This window comes from Cyanobium sp. ULC065 (assembly GCF_977927515.1).
The window spans coordinates 1,411,394-1,428,902 of the sequence record NZ_OZ376393.1; the positions used below are offsets into that span (position 1 = coordinate 1,411,394).

Below are 17,509 nucleotides of genomic sequence, written 5' to 3' on the forward strand. Positions count from 1 at the left end.
ATCAGCGCATTATGCCAAGGCTCCTACGCCAGACCTGCTCAAGGTGTGGAAGATGCCGCCTCGGCTGGTGTCGAAGGCGTCCTTGATGGGCCGCTCCATTGAGGACGACTGCAGTGCAACTCTGCAGCTATGTCCATGCCCATCGCAAGCGGGCATTTTCCATCACTTCATGATCACCACATCCACGCCTGGTGTACGGCTACGCACCAGCACCCCCACATCATGCTCGCTGCGGTGGAACTGCAGATTGATCTCTTCTTCCCCGAGCCGCAATCCATTGATGTCCAGTAGATTCAGCCCCTTCGGCAAGCAGGGGTTGCGCAAGCGCACCTGCACCCTGTTGCTGCCGTCTTCACGCTCGATCGACATGCCGGTGACCGCCTCCAGCAGGCCGAACACACTGGCGCTGGCCCAGGCCTGGGGGCTGCACGCCACTGGGTAGAGGGTGGGCCCTTCCTCTTCACGGCGCTGAAATCCGCAGAACAGCTCCGGCAGGCGGAACATCGGCACGACACTGGCGGTTTCAAACAGGCCGGTGAGGATGCGCAGTGCTTCGGAGCGGTGCCCATAGTGCGCCAGACCCATGCCGATCAGGGCGTTGTCATGGGGCCATACGGACCCGTTGTGATAACTCATCGGGTTATAGCGCCTCTCCCGTTCATCCAAGGTGCGCACTCCCCAGCCGTTGAAGCTGGTGGGGGCCATCAAGTGCCTCGCCACCGCCGCGGCTGCTTCCGGAGTGGCGATACCCGTCCATAGGCAGTGGCCGGCATTGGAGGCACGCACCATGCAAGGCCTGCTCTCGCCGTCGAGAGCGAGAGCGTAGGAATCAATCGCTGGCGTCCAGAAAGCGGTATGAAAGCGTTGGCGCAAGGCAGCGGCTTCATCCCTCAGCACTTCCGCTTCACCGCTGCGGCCCAGGCATTGATAGATCCTGGCCAATGCGCGGCGAGCCCCATAGGCATAGGCCTGCACCTCGCAGAGAGCGATGGACCCCTCCGCCAGGTGGCCATCGGCGTGGTGAATGGAATCGTTTGAATCTTTCCAGCCCTGATTGCTCAACCCGCCGGCGGCGGCGCGCAGGTAGCGCAGGAAGCCGTCGCTGCTGCTGGCTTCGGCCCTGTGGATCCAGGCCATGGCCGCTTCCAGTTCAGGTAACAGGCCAGCGATGAAATCGCGATCATCACTGCGGCAGAGGTAATCCCCCGCCAACATCAGAAACAGCGGCGTGGAATCCACGGCACCGTAATAACTGGAGAATGGCACTTCACCCAGTGCCGCCATTTCACCCAGCCGCGATTCGTGCAGGATCTTGCCGGGTTCCTCGTCGTGGGCGGGATCCACCACGAGGGCCTGGTGCCGTGCCAGAAATCCCAGCACGCCCCGAGCCAGGCGCGGCTCCACCATCAGCATCTGGCGCGCTGTGATCAGGCCATCTCGGCCGAACGGACAACTGAACCAGGGCACGCCGGCATAGGGGTAGAGGCCGTCTTCCACCTGGCTGGCCAACAGGTGCACATCTGAGAACGAGCGCAGCAACCAGCTGTTGAAGGCCGGATTGTCGCTGACTACGGAGGCGGCGCTGCGGCGGGCCTCGCGGAAACGCTGAATCGTGGCGGACATCGCGGCGTTGTAATGATCTTCTGCACCCATTGCGTCAGCAGCGGGATGGAAGTCCAGCACCAGGAACAGCCGGAAGCTCTGCCTGGGCTCCAGTGTCAGCACCAGTCCGATCTCTTCGGCATTGACGTTCTCAATCGGCTCGCTCATGCGCAGCACCGTGACCCGATCCTCCCCATCAAGGCCCCTGTAGACGAGCTCCAGAGCACCGTGGCTACCGCGGCGCACTGTGCGGCCGCGCTGCGGCCGGTGATAGCCCCGCACCTCAAAGATGTCGCGGAAGTCGGCATCCAGCCGCAGGGTGAGCGGCATCTTCACCGGCCGGCCTTCATAGCTGGTGAAGCTGAATTGTTGCAGGCAGGCGGTAGCTGTGAGCACGGTGCTGCGTTCCAGGTGGATGCTCATCGCAGCTGAACCGGTGCTGCCGCCATCGTTGTTGGCGAGATGGCTCACCATCACGCCCATGGCGCCAAGCTCCGTGGAGCTCAGCACCATCGGTGGTTGGTTCCACAGCAACACCTGCAGCCGGCTGATGTGCCGGGTGCCACGGTGGAAGATGCCGGCATCATGCTGAAGTTCGGGGCAGATCTCGCCGCGTGAATCCAGAACGGCGAAGGTTTCCTCGTTCTTTAGAACGAAGGGAGGGAGCGGTTCAGGCATGCACCGACAGGCGGTGAGCGGGGCTCTGGCAGCGCCGGGCTTGGATCAGGTGCCGGTAGAGCTGTTCATAGTCTTCCGCCTGGCGGCTCACCGAGAAGCACACCTCGAAGTGGCTGCGTACCCTCGAGCGATCCAACTGCTCCACCTGATGCACCGCAGCGATGGCGTCCTCGATAGAATCCACGAGGAAGCCATTCACTCCTTCCCGGATCACTTCAGGTGTTGATCCATTGCGCCAGGCTATCACCGGAGTGCCGCAGGCATTGGCCTCAATCATCACAAGGCCGAAGGGCTCAGGCCAATCGATGGGAAACAGCAAGGCGAAGGCATTTCCCAGCAGATCCTGTTTTCCCGCATCATCCACCTCTCCGACCAGCTCCACCAAGGGATTGTCCCGCAGCAGCGGCTCGATCTGAGCTTGATAATAGGGCTCGTCCACCGGGTCAATCTTCGCTGCCACCTTCAGCGGCATGCCCACGGCCGTGGCGATGGCGATGGCACGGTCCAGTCGTTTTTCGGGTGAAATACGGCCCACAAATACCAGATAGGGCTCCGGTGTGGCTTCGTAGCGGTAGAGGTCGTTGGGGAGACCGTGGTACACGGTTCCGAGCCAGTTGGCAGCAGGCACGGGCAGGCGCTGGGTTTCTGAAATCGATACCAACGGCACCTGATTGAAGTGGTTGTAGAGCATCTTCTGCTCCGGTGCATGCAGTGGCCCGTGAATGGTGCTCAAGTGTGGAACACCCAGCAGATCACCGATGGGGAAGTGAAAGTGTCCATTATGAAAATGAAGCACATCGAAGCTGTCGAGCTGCTCAATCACATGATCGAGCTGGATCATGTTGTGCACGCTGGGATCCCCCATTGGGCCGCCAAGGCGCAAGGCCTTCGGCACACAGGGGCAGAGCTGAGCGCTGGTCAAGGAGTCACCACTGGCAAACAGCACCACCTCATGGCCACGCCTCACCAGCTCTTCGGTGAGATAGTGCACCACCCGTTCGGTGCCCCCGTAACCAATGGGTGGAACTCTTTCGTGGAGGGTTGAAATCTGGGCAATTCGCATATCTGTGCCTTCATCCTTCATTGGTCCGCTCATCCCGACCATACCCACGCCACCCGCACTGCACAGGCTTACCGCATATCTGCTGCAGCCGTGCAGGGGCTCCTACACAATCCCGATGACGATGAGCAAAGCGACAACAGGATCAGTGCGTACGGTGTGCTGATTTCATGTTCTTTCCCATCCGAGGAGTTGTGTCATCGGCTACTCCGTCGTTGTGGTAATGAGAACTGAAAAGCACCGTCATCGATTGTGCTTTCCATCCATCCATCGTTGGTGCTGTTGATCTGAATGCCCGCTGGATTCCGGGGTGCTCACGCTCCGCAGTGAGCTTTCTGTGTTCGGCAGTGGGTGCCATCCGTTGAGCAACCTGAAGGCATGTGGAGAGTGCCGCTGCTCGCCACCCTTGCCTGCGAGCCAGCTTCAGGCAACACTTTCCAAGGCCGCAGCTTCCGCCCATGGCAACACGATCACTGTCTGCTGGTGAGGTGCTGCTGATCCGCCACGGCGAAACGGAGTGGAGCCTGTCGGGCCGCCACACCGGCAACACCGACATCCCCCTGACGGCTAATGGTGAGCGGGCAGCTGGTGCTTTAGCGCCGCTCCTGGCTGGTCTAGGTGTGGAGCTGGTGCTGGTGAGTCCGCTGCAGCGGGCCAGGCGCACCTGTGAGTTGGCGGGCCTGGCGGAGCACGCCACAGTTGACCCTGATCTGCGCGAATGGAATTACGGCGCCTATGAGGGGATCACCTCCGCTGAGATTCAGTGCATGGCCCCCGGCTGGATGGTGTTCCGGGATGGTTGCCCCGAGGGCGAGAGTCCGGCGCAGATCGGCGCGCGCGCTGATCGGGTGATTGAGCGGGTGCGTGCGCATGGCGGCAAGGTGGCTGTGTTCGCCCATGGCCATCTGTTGCGCGTGCTGGCGGCGCGCTGGATCGGGCTGCCACCGAGCCATGGCAGCCATTTTCTGCTCGACACTGCCACGCTTTCGATCCTCTCCCGGTATGCCGGTGAGCCGGCACTGGGCTGTTGGAACGCCGCAGCGCTGTAACTCTCCACGTGAACTCCCCAGGTGCTTCAGGCGCTGCGTTGACAATCAACAGCATCCGCGCTCAGGCGTGCACTGCGCTCCCATGATTGAGCCACCGCGCCTGCCTCGGCGTGGCCTCCACCGGTGTCTGACCATGACGGCAGTTCCCCTGCAGCGCCTGGCCGTTGCTTCGCTCGGCCTGATGACCACCGGCCTGCTGGGCAGTATGGCGTTGCCGGCCAACGCTCAGGTGGGCAGCCGGCCGATCAAGGTGGCGGCGGTGGATTTCATCCCCGCCTGGGGGGATCGCGATGGCAACATCCGCCGGCTGGTGCAGGCCACTGAGCGGGTGGCTGCTGAAGGCCACTGAGCGGGTGGCTGCTGAAGGTGTGAACTACGCCGTGTTTCCCGAAACGGCGATCAGTGGCTACGACTTCACCGGCCCAGCCCAGTTGGCTCCCTTTGTGGACACCATTCCCGGGCAGGCCACCGCGGCGTTGCTGCCGGTGCTCAAGCGCACGGGCCTCTATATGAGTGTGGGCATTGCCGAGAAAGACAGCGCCACCGGGCTCTTCTACAACACCGCTGTGTTGATGGGGCCTGAAGGAATCATCGGCAAGTACCGCAAGAATGGCCTGAACGGCCAGGACGTGCAGTTGTTCGGCCCCGGTGACACCGATGTGGGTGTTTTTGACACGCCGATCGGGCGCATCGCCCTGATCATCTGTTACGACGACACCTACTGGCAGTACGACCGACTGGCGGCGTTGCGGGGCGCGCAGATCATCGGCTGGCATTCCGTTTCCGATCGGGTGATGCCCGGCACGCCGGCCGCCCAGGCGCGCTCGAACCATTCCACGGTGGCCAGCGTGCAGCACATGAGTGCACTGAATGGCGTGTGGGTGGTGGGGGCCACGCGCAGCGGCATCGAGCGCAATCCGATCACCGGCAGCCAGCTCTATTACAACGGCGGCTCCAGCATCTGGTCGCCCAGCGGACGCAAGCTGGTGCAAGCGCCGGTGGTACCGCCCGAGGTGCTGCCGCCTGGCCTCAATGGCATCTTTTCGGCCACGATCACCCCGGCTGATGCCGATGCTGTGCGCGATCAGCGTCTGGCTGCACGCCGCCCCTCGCTCTACAACCCCCTGCTGGCGCTGCGCCGGGCGCCGGTCGATGTCACCGCCACCGCCAGCCGCCGTCCGGTGCAACTGGCCGCAGCCCAGTGGAGCAGCGGCCCTTCACGGCTGAGCAGCAGCCAGCCCCAGCCCAACGAGCTGCTGGTGCTGCCGGAGCTCTCGGCCCTCCCCACCGGCTTGGATGCCGCCGAGCTGCGGCGCCGGGCCGAGCGCCGCGGCGGCGCCTTCGAGCAATTGTTGGCGCAGCGGGCTAAGGCCGGCAACGGCTACTTGGTGGGCAGCTACCCCGAGCGTGAGGGTGGCCAGGTGTTCCACACCGTGGCCCTGGCTGGCCCGGCCGGCACGATCCTGGGCCGCTACCGCGCCACCCACCTGACGGCTTCCGAGCGGGCCTGGGCCAGCGCCGGAGACACTCCGGTGGTGGTGGCCACGCCGCTGGGCAGGGTGGGGCTGGCCACGGTGGGCGATCTGGCGGTCACGGAGGTGACCGGGCTCTACCAGAGCCTGCGCGCCGATCTGCTGGCGGCCCCGGCCGGTGCCCCTGCCGCCCTCAAGGTGGAGATCGACCCCCTGCTGTATGCGGTGAGTGATCCCCCCACCGGCCGCGCCGATCTGCATCCCTACCTGGCCGCCAAGCTCGGCCAGCTGTGGGTGGTGAGCGGTGGCCGCCGCGCCGGCACCTCCACGCCCGCCGGCATCTTCGGACCGGAGCCGGTGGTGTCTACGCCCACCCTCACGGCCGCTGCCGGCGCCGCTGCCGTGCGCCACCGCACGGTGGTGCCTTACCCCGGCACCTGGATCAACCAGCAGCAACTGATCGATGGGCAACGCAACGATCTGTTCCGCCCGCTGGTGCTCGAGGCCGAGAACAGCTGCTTCAAGAGCTGGCGCCAGGCTGGCCACGGGATGGTGCGCTGCCCTTAGGGGCCGGCGTTCGGTTGGGCGTGGTGCGCGCAATTGTTTGTGCGTATGGTGCGCGATTGGGGCCTCGCACAATGGCTGCCAGAGCCCGCCGATGACGCCCTGTTGGTTACCCAGCGGCTGCCTGATCACTGCCGAAGAGTTGGATCTGGGCCGTCTGTTGTGTCCAGTGGCCTGCTGGATCTTCAGGTCTTCTCAGTCTTCGGCTTGTCTTTCTGAGGCATAAGTCGGGTATGGTGAAACAGTCATTGCAGATGTGATTGCTATGCAGGTGAAAGCGCTTCATGGCTTTGCTGCATCCCTGCTGAGTGTTGCTGCTCTAGCGGTCACGTCGCCAGCACTGGCAGATACTGTTGATGCCCGCTGCGACGTTTTCCCTGCAGGAGAAGATAAGGTCACCTCTTCTGGGCTGTGCACCTTCTCCCAACGGCAAGGCTTCGTTTCTATTCGGCTCAAGGGCGGCCAGACCATTGAGCTCAAGCCCAACGAGAGCACGCCCAATGCGTACGTTGATGAGCGTGGCGAGCCTGCCAAGCGCGAGATCCTCGATGGCAAGCGCGGGCAGGTGTACCGGTTGGAGAAGCAATCCATCTTTGTCTTCTGGGATACGGCCCCCTACACGAAAGGTGCGGCAGGCGGTGCTTCCAGTTCCGGTGGCGGGTCATCCACGGGCAATCCCCCTGAGATCGTTCCCCTGTTGCTTGGCATTCATCAGGTGAAGTTTGAGGGTGGTTGCCGCGTCAACTTCAACAAGGCCGGCAAGCGTTTCAGCAAGACCTCAACCTGTGATGCCCCGCAGGTTCAAGTGGCAGAGGATGCGATCCGCCGCTTTTACCGTGAACAGGGTCTCTGATTGGCTGGTGGCGCAGGCGATGGAGCTCACATGATGGGCCCCACTTGATTGATCCCACTTGATGGGGCGCAGTGCATAGGGCGCAGACCATTAGGCGCTGGCGCATTGATAGGCGTTCCAACTGTGAGGCATGAATCCTTCGTCTATTGACGGCGAATCGGGCCGGTGGTGCGTACGCCGGAATTGAACCAGCTGTTCTCGTGCTGGAGGCGGGGATCACCTTGAATCGTGTAGGTGATCATGCCTGACGTGAAGACCAAGGCGCCATCGCTGAGCTTGCTCTTCACAGAGGTGCCGTTCACCATGACCTTGTTCTTGCCGTCGATACGGATCTTGGAAACGGTACGACCGTCAATGTTTTTCGCGACCCACTGGCCCGCATAGGGAGACACCACGCTGCTGGCGGCACCAAAGCCAGCTTTTGTATTCTTTTCCCTGCTCTTGTTGATGTCGCAGCCTTTCAGCTCCGTGGCCTGGGTGCACCCGGATTTCTCCAGTTGATTGGCGTAGGCCGGATCAATGGCATGGGAGGCGAGCGGCAGGGCCATTCCAAAAGAGGCCGCTGCGGCCACTGCGGTGATGATCTGCTTGAGGGTATTCATGCTGAAGGGCGCTTCAAAATGCAGCAATTCATAACAATTCGCTTCAGAGAGTTGCGCTCTGCTCGGCGAATCGCTTGTGGCTAGCTCGCGTTAATCTTAGCACGTGATCTTTGGGTTTATCTCTGCTGCGGCTTGCCAGCTGTGGCTTGGCCATTGCTTCATTGCAGGCATCGCTGAATCATGTTGGGCCCTTAGCCGTCATTGTTGCCTTGGCGATGAGTCTGAATCCACATGAATCAAGAGATCGTCTATTTTCATCGCCATCCGGATGCACCTTGCGATGGCCTGCGGCCACTCTTTTGCTTGCGGCGATCCTTCTCCGTGAGGCCTCCCTGCCCACTGCAATGTGAACACCCCAGCACCGTTGGCTCGCCGGGTCCCAGGCGGCCCGCAGCTGTGTCTCTCAGCCGATGCACCCATGGGATTCTCCGTGTGAAGTCCCTGGTGGTGTCCCCTGGTGCTCTTTGCCCCATCCACAGCATCACCCTCGGCTGCAGCCTCTCCTGCCACAGTTGCCACGCTCCCTGCTGAATCCTGTGTCGCCGCACCTGTTCCGGCTACTGCTGATACCGGCTGTCTGGGCCTGGGGACGGTGGCGGTTGACGCGGGCGCTGTTGCTGTTGATGGCGGGCCTCGGCACGTCTGCTGCGCTGGCGATTCCGCCACCGCCGGATTCCTTTGATGGCGAGACGATTCGCTGCCAGGTGGCGGGCAGCGCCGCCACGGTGCTGATCTGCCGGGATGCAGAACTCACGGCCCTCGACCGGCAGCTTCGTCAGGCGTTCCGTGCTGCGCTTGCGGATCCTGCGCTTCAGGCAAGCGGGCGCGCGGCCCTGCTGCGCGAGCAGGAGCAATGGGTGGTCGCCATGGACCAATGCTGGCGCGCAGGGGAGCAGCTGCGGGCCTGTGTGAAGGCCAGCCAGAGCCAACGGCTGCGACAGTTGCAGGCTTGGCCCGCGACGCGGCACCCAGCGCCCGTTCAACCTTGAGCGCCATCAACACCACGCCACCGCCGCGCGCCACCCTTCTGGTCTGCGCCTGCGCTGGTGCTGCCACCGCGGTTCTCCACGCTGCACGCAGCGGCGGCGTGCGGAGCATGGATCTGCCGGTGCTGGCCCTGCTGGTTGCTCCGTATCTACTGTTGGCGGTGTTGGCGGCCTGTGTGCGGCGACGCAACGGTGAGGCATGGATGCTGCTGATCGCCAGCGTGGTGCTTGGCGTTGGTGGTGTCGCTCTGCTGGCCTTGAGCGCGCCCCACTCCATTTCGACGCCTGAACCTGGACTGGCGCAGGCTGTGGTCACGATCGGCGTGCCCCTGCTCCAGCTGGTTGCCGCACTCGCCCTCAGCCTGGCTCTGCTTGTGCGCCGCCTTCGAGCCGCTGCACCAGGCGTGAGAGCAGGGCGCGGCGGGCCTCCCCCTGCTGGCCCGCTTCGGTGATCAGCAGGGCGGTGACGCGCAGGCCATCGGCGGTCATGGCATCCACGCCCAGCAGCTTGGGGGGCTGCAGCAGCGTGGCGCTCCAGGCGGGATCGGCCGCGAAGGCGGCCAGCTCGGCGCTGATGGCGGCCAGGGCCCAGGCCAGATCGGTGCCATGGGGCAGCAGCAGCGACAGTTCGGCGCCCGAGCGCAGCTTGGTGTGGTTCACGCTCTGCTCACAGCCGCTGTTCGGCACCACCACCACCCGTTGGTCGTGGCAGCGCAGCTCCGTGCTCAGCACTCCCACATCGATCACCTCGCCGAGGCGTCCGCCGATCTCCACGGTGTCGCCGATGGCGTAGCGGTCGTCGAAGAGCAGCACCAGCCCGGCCACGAAATCGCGCAGCAAGCCCTGAAACACCAGGGCGAGGGCACCGAGCACGGCGCCACTGGCCAGCAGGGCATTGCTGGAGAGATCGCGCAGCACGGGAATGCCCATCACCGTCCAGGCGCTGAACACCAGCACGCAGGCCAGATCCACCAGGCGCCTGAGCACGCGCAGCAGGCTGCGGTAGCGCTGCTCGCGGCGCGCCTGGAAGGCCGCCGGCACGAACACGTTGCTGGCCCACTGGCTCAGCAGCAACCCCACCAGCGCCCGCAGCAGGGCAGCCGCCAGCAGCATCGCCAGGGCTTTGAACAGCACCACCAGCGGCTGAAACAGCACATCGATCGCTGGTGCCACCTGGCCGGGGGAGGCCAGCAGCAGCACGGCGCCGATCGCTACGCCCAGCACCAGCACCGCCGCCAGCAGCAGCCGACTGAGGCTCTGGGCCAGATGGAAGCGGGCAGCGGCGAGCCGGCTGGCGTGCTCGACGCGTTGGCGCTGCAGCCGCGGCAACTGGCGTTGCAGGCGCCGCCACAGCCACACGGCCAGCACCAGCACCACCGTGAGGCCGGCGACCACCCACGCCGCCATGCTCATCCGGTCGGAGATCTGCTGCTTCCCGTAGATCTGGCGGGCACGGCGCAGCCGCCGCTCCAACCGGTTGCGCCAGCGCTCCGCCAACGCCGCCTCGCTGGTGCCGTTGAGCTGGGCGTCGGCGGCGGTGACGGTGAGCAGCGGGAACGGCGTGGCGCGGCCGGGCACCACGGCGGCCAGCTGATTCAGCCCCCCCGGCTGCCGTTGCACCACCACCCGCAGGGCCTGCGGCGCGCCCTGCAGCCCCAGGTGATCCGGGTCGCACACGGCTTCCACGGCCCCCACGCCGCTGCGCTCCAGCAGCAGCTCGCCGATCCGCTCTCCCGGCGTGCAGGGCTGGGCGGGCCGGTAGAGGAGGTCAAGGTTGCCTTCGATCACCTTCGCCCGCTCGGCGGCATCGGGGCCGGCCTGATCCGGGCCCGCCACCCGCAACGACGCCACGTTGATCACTGGCACGCCAAGGATGCGCACCTGGGAGAGACGAAAACTGCCCGCCACCGGCTGGCTGTCCGCCGACGCGGCGGGGCTGGGCATATCCGCCGCCAGGCCCGGCTGGGCCAGGGCCAGCAGCAGCACCAGGCCGGCTAGGGCCGTGGCAAGGGCAGCAACGACGGCAGCGGCGCGGCTGGTTGTGGAGTGCCCCACGCTGACTGGCCCAGGAACGGCCAGTCTGGGCAGCCATGGGGCCACTGCAGCCCGGCACCGCCTGCAGAAGGGGCGCCCCCTTCAGGTTCTGACGAAATACACCACCGCCACCGCGACCCCGACCACCACGACGATGGCCCGCAGGGTGGCCGCAGGGATCCGGCCCGCCAGCTTGCCGCCCAGCACGCCGCCGACGATGGCGCCGACCGCCATCACCGCCGCCAGGCCCCAGGCCACCTGACCGGAGAAGAGGAAGAAGGCGGCGGCGGTGAGGTTGGCGGCGAACGACACGGCCTGCTTGAGGCCGTTGAGCCGGGTGAGGGTGTCATCGAGGCTGAGGGCCAGCACCGCCAGCACGATCACGCTCAGCCCGCCGCCGAAGAAGCCGCCGTACACGGACGCCAGGAACACCGGCCCCACGGCCCAGCGCTCCGATGGCTGGCGGCCATGCCGCTCGGAACGGCGCTGCAACCAGCGGCGCACGGGCTCCTGCACCGCCAGCAGCGCCGAGGCGAACAGGATCAGGAACGGCACCAGCTGCGTGAACAGCCGTTCACCGGTTTTCAGCAGCAGCCAGCCGCCCAGCAGGCCACCGAGGGCGGCGACCGGCAGCAGCAGCAGCAACCGCTGCCGTTGGCCCTGGAGTTCCCGGCGCTGGGCCCTGGTCGCCCCCAGGTAGCCGGGCACCAGGGCCACGGTGTTGGTCACGTTGGCCATCACCGCCGGCAGGCCGATGGCGGTGAGGGCGGGAAAGCTCAGCAGCGAGCCACCGCCGGCCAGGGCATTGATCGCCCCGGCGGCGATGGCCGCCAGGCCGGCCCAGAAGGCCTGGATCTCGAAGGGCAGGGGTGCGTTCATCAACCCAGCGTCAGGCCGGGGTCAACCCGTAGGGCTCCGCGTCCGCCGGCAGGGTCACCCCCAGCCGCTCGCGCCAGGCCGCCACTGGCAGCTCCCAGCCCTCCTCCCAGCGGGCGGTGGCGAAGGCAGAGGCGGTGAAGCCGATGGTGACGCCGTGGCTGATGGCTCGGCTCAGGTAGGCGTAGTCGTCGAGCCCGAAGCGGAAGCCGGCGATCTGGGCGGCATGGGTGAGGCTCACGTAGGCGGGGAAGCCGATCTGGGTGGCGGTGATCGCCAGCACTCCGTTCTCGCCGGCCGGTGAGGTGCCGAAGCCACTCACCACATGGTGCAGGTCGTGGGTGGTGGCGATCCGCTGGGTGAGCCAGCGGCCCTCGGTGTCGATCGGGCGTGGGCGGAAGAAGGAGGGGTCGTAGTTGAGGCGACGGATCAGGGCGGCGTAGGTGTGGCCCAGGCTCCCCGGTGGCAAGGCCGAGAGCCGATCAAGGTCGGGTTGGAGGGGGGGATAGCGGCTGTCCAGCAACTCCGCCCCACCCGGCAGGGCGCGGAAGCGGGCGAGGCAGGCGTCCATCTGGGGCGTATCCAGGAAGCTGTCCACCAGGTCGGCGATCTTGGCGAGATCCCCCTGACTGCGCCCCACCGCGATCAGCTGACGGGCCTGCCCCAGGGCCTGCAGGGACTGCTGGAAGCGGGTCATGGCCGTCGTGGAGGCGGTGAAGGGAACTTAGGTCCGCCGAGTTCAGCCGCTGGTGCAGGTGGCGTTCCAGCGCTCCTGCAGGGCCTTGGTCTGGGTTTCATCACCGTTCCGTTCGGCTGAGCGCAGGCCTGTCTGGATCTGGGTGCAGGCGGTCTGGCGCGCCAGCCGCTCCCGTTGCACTTTGAGGTCCTGGATCTGGGCCTCCAGCCGCTGGCGTTCCTGCGCCCGTTGCTCCGATGCGGCCTGGCTGGCCTGATCCGCTGCCGCCGAGGCGGCGTTCCTGGCCTGCTCCGCATCCAGCGCCTTGAGTTGCAAGGCAAAGTTCGTTTCCTGCTGACGCAGGCGGGCGGCCTCGTCGCTGCGTTCCTTCAGCTCAGCAGTCAGCAGACTCTGCTGATCAAGGCTCTCGCGTTGGTCGGAGATCTGGGCGCGTTGGTTGATCACCACGACGGAGGCCACCGCGATCGCCACCACGATGCTTCCTGCGAGCCAGAGCTGAGTATCACGGCGCATGGCAGGCAATCTTCGGTACACCTTCAACGTATGAATCGGTAGCGGCTGTGGCAAAGCCTGGGGCTGATCCGCGCCGTTGCTGCTGCTGGTTCAGCCGCCGATGCAGCAGATGATCCCACCTGGCCCCCCCTCGCTTATCCCACCAGCAACTTCAGCCCCAGCAGGGCGATCAAGGCGGCCATCCAGCGCTCCAGCACGCGCAGGGACAGCAGGCGGCTGCCGAGCCTGGAGCCCAGCCAGCCGGCGATCGCCACGGTGATCACCAGCGGCATGATCCCCTCGGGCAGGTGTCGCTGGCTCACCAGAACACCGCCGAGGGCGGCCAGTGAGTTGCACAGGATGAAGGTGATGGAGGTGGCGGCCACCTCCGCTGCCGGTGCCCAGCCCTTGATCAACATCAGCGGCGAAAGGATCACCCCGCCGCCGGTGCCGCTCAGGCCACCAACCAGGCCGATCGCGGCACCACTGCCGAGCGCGCTGCCGAAGGAGGGTGGTGTGGGCACACGGCCTGGGCTGCCGCCGCTCGCCTTGAAGATCAACCGCAGCGAGGAGGCCAGCAGGATGGCACCCACCAGCAACTCGAAGGGCCTGGCGTTCAGGTGCAGGAAGCCACCGACGGCCGCCAGCGGCACCGATCCGGCCACAAACGGCCACACCCGCCGCCAACGCAGGTGCCCGGCCTGGGCAAATTGCAGTGTGCCGATCGTGGCGACGGCCACGTTGAGCAGCAGCGCCGTGGCCTTGAGATCCTCCTCCGGCAGCCCCGCCACCACCAGCGCCGCCACATAGCCGCTGGCTCCCGCTTGGCCAACGGCGGAATACAGAAAGGCAATCACCCCCACCAGCACGGTGAGCCCAACGGCGCCGGGTTCCATGGCGCCCGTTCCGGCGTTGAAGGCCATTGTGGAGGAAGGCGATCGTGCAGCAGGTCAAGGGAATGTCCGTCTCGCTGTTGCCTGGCCTGAAGCGCCTGCGCGCCTACCAACCGGCCTGGCTACGCGGGGACGTGCTGGCGGGTGTGACCGTGGCCGCCTATCTGGTGCCGCAGTGCATGGCCTACGGGGAGCTGGCCGGCGTGGCGCCGATCGCTGGCCTATGGGCGATCCTGCCGCCGATGCTGCTGTACGCGCTGATCGGCTCCTCCCCCCAGTTGTCGGTGGGGCCCGAATCCACCACGGCGGTGATGACGGCAGCAGCGATCGCCCCGATCGCCGCCGGCGATCCGCTGGCCTATGCCAGCTTCGCCAGCCTGCTGGCCCTGTTGGTGGGCCTGGTGTGTGTGCTGGGGGGCTGGGCGCGGCTGGGCTTTCTGGCTGATCTGCTCTCGAAGCCGATCTTGGTGGGCTACATGGCCGGGGTGGCGGTGATCATGATCAGCGGCCAGATCGGCAAGATCAGCGGCCTGGAGCTTGAGGCCAAGTCGCTGGCGGGTGAGCTGCTGGAGCTGGCAGGTCGCAGCAGCGAGATCCATCCGCCCACGTTGCTGCTGGCGATTGGGGTGCTGGTTTTCCTGATGCTGATCCAGCGGCGGTTCCCCTCGGCGCCCGGGCCCTTGCTGGCGGTGCTGCTGGCGGTGGCGGCGGTGTGGTTGTTTCACCTGGATCAGGCGGGTGTGGCCGTGATCGGCGCGATCCCGGCCGGGTTGCCCAGCTTTGCGCTGCCCTTCACGGAGCTGAGCCACCTGGCGCCGCCCGGTGGCCTGGCGCTCGACAAGATCCGGTATCTGCTCACGGCGGCGGTGGGCATCGCCCTGGTGGGCTACTCCGACAACGTGCTCACCGCCCGCGCCTTCGCCGCACGGGGCGGGTACCGCATCGATGCGAACCAGGAGCTGCTGGCACTGGGGGCCGTGAATCTGGGCAATGGACTGATGCAGGGCTTTCCGGTGAGCAGCAGCGGCAGCCGCACGGCGATCAGCGCAGCGCTGGGCAGCCGTTCGCAGCTGTTTTCGCTGGTGGCGTTCGTGGTGGTGCTGGTGGTGCTGCTGTTCCTGCGGCCGCTGCTGGCGTTGTTCCCGCAGGCGGCGTTGGGGTCGATCGTGATCTATGCCGCCCTGCGCCTGATCGACATCGGCGAGCTCAAGCGGATGCGCCATTTCAAGCGCAGCGAATTCCACCTGGCGCTGATCACTTGCGCTGGTGTGCTGTTCACCGACATCCTGATGGGCGTGGGCCTGGCGGTGGCGCTGTCGGTGATCGATCTGTTCGCGCGGCTGGTGCGCCCCCACGACGCGGTGCTGGGCCAGGTGCCCCAGCTGGGCGGACTGCACGACGTGGACGACTGGGAGGGAGCCAGCACCATCCCCGGCCTGGTGCTGTACCGCTACGACGCCCCCCTCTGCTTCGCCAATGCGGAAGACTTCCGCCGTCGCGCCCTGGCGGCTGTGGCTGCTGAGCCCACGCCAGTGCGCTGGTTCGTGCTCAACGCCGAGGCGATCGTGGAGATCGACATCACCGCCGCCGATGTGCTCCAGGACGTCCAGCGCGAACTCACGGCGAACGGCATCGTCTTCGCCATGGCCCGCACCAAGCAGGACCTCTACCAACAGCTCAGCAGAACCGGCTTCGTGGACCGCGTCGGCCCCGAGCGCTTCTACCCCACGCTGCCTGAGGCGATTGCGGCGTTTCGGGGGAGGGGGAGCGTGTTGGGTGATGGGGGAGCGTGTTGGGTGATGGGGGCCAGTGGCAATGAGCGCTTAGTTGTTTATCTCTTTATTCGGCTTGACATTTATTTCGGCTCTTGCAGCTGTGCGGCTGAGTGCCTCCTCGTTGAGTCTTTATGCGTGGCTGAGAGTGTTTCAAGCTGAATAGTGGTTTGCGGACCTGCAAACACAGGGATGAGCATGGGCTAGGGCTGCAGCTTCGCTGCGGCAGCTAGGGTTTCTCAGGATTGGGTGGGATGCTGGTTGTGTTCAACAGAAAAGCCTTGATGGCAGGATGTGGTTTGAGGAAGTGTCGAAGAACAAGTTTGAAGGCTACGGAGCAAGGAGTGTGATCAGGGGCTGATCTCCGGAGGTGCCGGGCTGAGGATCAGCGACTGGCCCTGCTTGGCATTCGGGATCGCAAGAACCAGCGGTCGTTCGCTGGGTTCGGAGGTGTCGGGCAACGTGCGGATCAGGTAGAGCCAGCCGAGGGTTTCGTTGGCCAGCAGCCGCCACACCTGCTGGCTCTCGGGGTCGGAAAGGCTGGAGTCGCGGATCTGCCGGGGAAGCACCCGGTCGCCGATGAACACGTTGTTCGCCAGCGGTGGATCGGGAATGGCCTCACCGGAGTCGTCGAGGTAGCGCAGATCCTGACCCAGGACCCCCTCCGCCTGCGGCAGGACCAAGGTGACCACCGGGAGGGTGGAGCTGCTCTCCAGCGCGTCCCGGCGGGCATCGACCTGCCCCTGATGCTGGGAGAGCCAGAACAGCAGCACCAGCACCCAGCCCACGATTACCAGCTCATCGAGCAGGGAGGCCCCGAAACGCCTGACCGCCGGTTGCAGGCCAGATGGCTTCCACGCCAGTGGCCGCAGGGAGCGGATCCAGGGCACCCGGCGGATCGCCATCGCCAGAAGGTCGGGCAGCTGGTGCAGCAACCAAAGGGTGCCGACGATCAGCAGCGGCAGCGCCGAGAGGACAATCAGGGTTTTGAAGAAATTGGCGACACTGCCGACAAAGATCTGAATCGGAACGATCAGGAACGACTGGGCCGGAAAGGACTGCGCATTGACGTCCAGATTGAAGTAGGCGAAGTAGGACCAGCGATAGATCCAACCAGAGAAGAACAGGATGATCCCCAGCAGACTGAGGATGCTGGCGAATCCACCCAGGAAGGGAAGCTTCTCGTTACCTGGCTCATTCGCCATCGGGAGACTCCTGCTGGATGAGGGGGCACATGACGATTCGTGGAGTTGGCGGGCCCACCGTCGCCTGCCATTAAGCTCTTCCTAAGTAGCCATGCTAAGGGGGACCATGCTTAGCAGACGTAGAGAATGTCTCGTAGCCATCGCTACGTCTGCGACTGCTCTTGTTCTTCCCGTCGTCTCCAACCAGCTGTCTGCCATGGCCGCAGAGCCGGTGCGCCTTCAGCTTCCGCCGATCGTCACCATACGTCTGGTGGCCAAGGGCGAGACATACTCGGGGGTGCGGCTGGTCACTGTCGGTCCCTCGGAGGTGGTCTTCTCGAAGGGCGGTGAGCGCAGGGCGCGGTTGGCAGAGGTGGCCAGCATCACCTTCCAGGGACCGGTGAAGTACAAGGAAAATCGCAATCCTGAAATGCGCGGCGAGCCCCTGAAGGATTGCCTTCCACAACCGGAGGTACTGCTGGCCTCCGCGGCGCTGGCGATCCAATCCGAAGGTTCCACCCTCGCCCTCAGACCCGATGGCCTGCAGGACTTGGCGCGGAAGAACCTGCGCCAGGTCGGTGGCCTCCGCACCCTGGTGGTTGATTCCATGCGCTTTGCTCCCGGCGGCTTGGTGAACTTGGCCTACAAGGCCTGCGCCCCAGGAGGGTCTCGATGACGCGGAGCAGATTGAGCTG

17 protein-coding genes are annotated in these 17,509 nt (G+C 65.4%); 8 read left to right on the forward strand and 9 right to left on the reverse strand.

Annotated elements, in window-relative coordinates:
* Nucleotides 1–162: 162 nt before the first annotated feature.
* Nucleotides 163–2,280, reverse strand: coding sequence for an amylo-alpha-1,6-glucosidase (locus ACXMDP_RS06870; RefSeq protein WP_259730487.1), 2,118 nt, complete (start codon nucleotides 2,278–2,280; stop codon nucleotides 163–165).
* Nucleotides 2,273–3,364 (reverse strand): glycosyltransferase family 4 protein, encoded by a 1,092-nt coding sequence (locus ACXMDP_RS06875; protein ID WP_259730488.1) that lies wholly within the window; start codon nucleotides 3,362–3,364, stop codon nucleotides 2,273–2,275. Before ACXMDP_RS06875 ends, ACXMDP_RS06870 begins: the two co-directional genes overlap by 8 nt.
* A 434-nt stretch (nucleotides 3,365–3,798) precedes the next feature.
* On the opposite strand from ACXMDP_RS06875, the gene ACXMDP_RS06880 reads away from it, so the two are divergent.
* The 4 genes from ACXMDP_RS06880 to ACXMDP_RS06895 all read left to right on the forward strand — a co-directional run bounded on the left by ACXMDP_RS06880 (nucleotide 3,799) and on the right by ACXMDP_RS06895 (nucleotide 7,278).
* On the forward strand, nucleotides 3,799–4,389 hold the full coding sequence (locus ACXMDP_RS06880) for a histidine phosphatase family protein (protein ID WP_259730489.1): 591 nt from the start codon (nucleotides 3,799–3,801) through the stop codon (nucleotides 4,387–4,389).
* 133 nt (nucleotides 4,390–4,522) lie between these two features.
* On the forward strand, nucleotides 4,523–4,738 hold the full coding sequence (locus ACXMDP_RS06885) for a hypothetical protein (protein WP_259730490.1): 216 nt from the start codon (nucleotides 4,523–4,525) through the stop codon (nucleotides 4,736–4,738).
* A 4-nt stretch (nucleotides 4,739–4,742) separates the two neighbouring features.
* Nucleotides 4,743–6,428 carry a carbon-nitrogen hydrolase family protein gene (locus ACXMDP_RS06890; RefSeq protein ID WP_259730491.1) on the forward strand — a complete coding sequence of 562 codons (1,686 nt, stop codon included), beginning with the start codon at nucleotides 4,743–4,745 and terminating at the stop codon, nucleotides 6,426–6,428.
* Nucleotides 6,429–6,690: 262 nt separating this feature from the next.
* Nucleotides 6,691–7,278 carry a hypothetical protein gene (locus ACXMDP_RS06895; protein WP_259730492.1) on the forward strand — a complete coding sequence of 196 codons (588 nt, stop codon included), beginning with the start codon at nucleotides 6,691–6,693 and terminating at the stop codon, nucleotides 7,276–7,278.
* A gap of 143 nt (nucleotides 7,279–7,421) precedes the next feature.
* On the opposite strand, the gene ACXMDP_RS06900 is transcribed toward ACXMDP_RS06895, so the two are convergent.
* Complete coding sequence (locus ACXMDP_RS06900) at nucleotides 7,422–7,880, reverse strand: hypothetical protein (RefSeq protein WP_259730493.1); 459 nt, start codon at nucleotides 7,878–7,880, stop codon at nucleotides 7,422–7,424.
* Between the two features lie 512 nt (nucleotides 7,881–8,392).
* On the opposite strand from ACXMDP_RS06900, the gene ACXMDP_RS06905 reads away from it, so the two are divergent.
* Nucleotides 8,393–8,869 (forward strand): lysozyme inhibitor LprI family protein, encoded by a 477-nt coding sequence (locus ACXMDP_RS06905; RefSeq protein WP_259730494.1) that lies wholly within the window; start codon nucleotides 8,393–8,395, stop codon nucleotides 8,867–8,869.
* Nucleotides 8,866–9,318 carry a hypothetical protein gene (locus ACXMDP_RS06910; RefSeq protein ID WP_259730495.1) on the forward strand — a complete coding sequence of 151 codons (453 nt, stop codon included), beginning with the start codon at nucleotides 8,866–8,868 and terminating at the stop codon, nucleotides 9,316–9,318. The genes ACXMDP_RS06905 and ACXMDP_RS06910 overlap by 4 nt, the downstream gene beginning before the upstream one ends.
* Here the strand turns inward: ACXMDP_RS06910 and ACXMDP_RS06915 are convergent.
* The 5 genes from ACXMDP_RS06915 to ACXMDP_RS06935 all read right to left on the reverse strand — a co-directional run bounded on the left by ACXMDP_RS06915 (nucleotide 9,224) and on the right by ACXMDP_RS06935 (nucleotide 13,888).
* A complete protein-coding gene (locus ACXMDP_RS06915) occupies nucleotides 9,224–10,921 on the reverse strand; it encodes a mechanosensitive ion channel family protein (protein ID WP_259730496.1) in 1,698 nt (565 codons plus the stop codon). The genes ACXMDP_RS06910 and ACXMDP_RS06915 overlap by 95 nt on opposite strands.
* A gap of 81 nt (nucleotides 10,922–11,002) precedes the next feature.
* Nucleotides 11,003–11,779, reverse strand: a complete 777-nt coding sequence (locus ACXMDP_RS06920; RefSeq protein WP_259730497.1) for a sulfite exporter TauE/SafE family protein — start codon at nucleotides 11,777–11,779, stop codon at nucleotides 11,003–11,005.
* Between the two features lie 10 nt (nucleotides 11,780–11,789).
* Nucleotides 11,790–12,473 (reverse strand): Coq4 family protein, encoded by a 684-nt coding sequence (locus tag ACXMDP_RS06925; RefSeq protein ID WP_259730498.1) that lies wholly within the window; start codon nucleotides 12,471–12,473, stop codon nucleotides 11,790–11,792.
* 42 nt (nucleotides 12,474–12,515) lie between these two features.
* Nucleotides 12,516–12,986, reverse strand: coding sequence for a hypothetical protein (locus ACXMDP_RS06930; protein ID WP_259730499.1), 471 nt, complete (start codon nucleotides 12,984–12,986; stop codon nucleotides 12,516–12,518).
* A 134-nt stretch (nucleotides 12,987–13,120) separates the two neighbouring features.
* Entirely contained in the window at nucleotides 13,121–13,888 is a 768-nt protein-coding gene (locus ACXMDP_RS06935; RefSeq protein ID WP_259730500.1) for a sulfite exporter TauE/SafE family protein, read from the reverse strand.
* Nucleotides 13,889–13,923: 35 nt separating this feature from the next.
* Here ACXMDP_RS06935 and ACXMDP_RS06940 point away from each other — a divergent pair, with 35 nt between their 5' ends.
* A complete protein-coding gene (locus ACXMDP_RS06940; protein ID WP_457767144.1) occupies nucleotides 13,924–15,792 on the forward strand; it encodes a SulP family inorganic anion transporter in 1,869 nt (622 codons plus the stop codon).
* Nucleotides 15,793–15,980: 188 nt separating this feature from the next.
* Here ACXMDP_RS06940 and ACXMDP_RS06945 read toward each other — a convergent pair whose 3' ends face one another.
* Entirely contained in the window at nucleotides 15,981–16,835 is an 855-nt protein-coding gene (locus ACXMDP_RS06945) for a hypothetical protein (RefSeq protein WP_259730502.1), read from the reverse strand.
* Between the two features lie 196 nt (nucleotides 16,836–17,031).
* Here ACXMDP_RS06945 and ACXMDP_RS06950 point away from each other — a divergent pair, with 196 nt between their 5' ends.
* Nucleotides 17,032–17,490, forward strand: coding sequence for a hypothetical protein (locus ACXMDP_RS06950; protein WP_259730503.1), 459 nt, complete (start codon nucleotides 17,032–17,034; stop codon nucleotides 17,488–17,490).
* Nucleotides 17,491–17,509: the final 19 nt, after the last annotated feature.

Bases quoted from the DNA above. Each gene is read 5' to 3' on its own strand.
- ACXMDP_RS06870 (WP_259730487.1), bottom strand. From the start codon at position 2,280: ATGCCTGAACCGCTCCCTCCCTTCGTTCTAAAGAACGAGGAAACCTTC.
- ACXMDP_RS06875 (WP_259730488.1), bottom strand. From the start codon at position 3,364: ATGAAGGATGAAGGCACAGATATGCGAATTGCCCAGATTTCAACCCTC.
- ACXMDP_RS06880 (WP_259730489.1), top strand. From the start codon at position 3,799: ATGGCAACACGATCACTGTCTGCTGGTGAGGTGCTGCTGATCCGCCAC.
- ACXMDP_RS06885 (WP_259730490.1), top strand. From the start codon at position 4,523: ATGACGGCAGTTCCCCTGCAGCGCCTGGCCGTTGCTTCGCTCGGCCTG.
- ACXMDP_RS06895 (WP_259730492.1), top strand. From the start codon at position 6,691: ATGCAGGTGAAAGCGCTTCATGGCTTTGCTGCATCCCTGCTGAGTGTT.
- ACXMDP_RS06900 (WP_259730493.1), bottom strand. From the start codon at position 7,880: ATGAATACCCTCAAGCAGATCATCACCGCAGTGGCCGCAGCGGCCTCT.
- ACXMDP_RS06920 (WP_259730497.1), bottom strand. From the start codon at position 11,779: ATGAACGCACCCCTGCCCTTCGAGATCCAGGCCTTCTGGGCCGGCCTG.
- ACXMDP_RS06925 (WP_259730498.1), bottom strand. From the start codon at position 12,473: ATGACCCGCTTCCAGCAGTCCCTGCAGGCCCTGGGGCAGGCCCGTCAG.
- ACXMDP_RS06930 (WP_259730499.1), bottom strand. From the start codon at position 12,986: ATGCGCCGTGATACTCAGCTCTGGCTCGCAGGAAGCATCGTGGTGGCG.
- ACXMDP_RS06935 (WP_259730500.1), bottom strand. From the start codon at position 13,888: ATGGCCTTCAACGCCGGAACGGGCGCCATGGAACCCGGCGCCGTTGGG.
- ACXMDP_RS06940 (WP_457767144.1), top strand. From the start codon at position 13,924: ATGTCCGTCTCGCTGTTGCCTGGCCTGAAGCGCCTGCGCGCCTACCAA.
- ACXMDP_RS06945 (WP_259730502.1), bottom strand. From the start codon at position 16,835: ATGGCGAATGAGCCAGGTAACGAGAAGCTTCCCTTCCTGGGTGGATTC.
- ACXMDP_RS06950 (WP_259730503.1), top strand. From the start codon at position 17,032: ATGGCCGCAGAGCCGGTGCGCCTTCAGCTTCCGCCGATCGTCACCATA.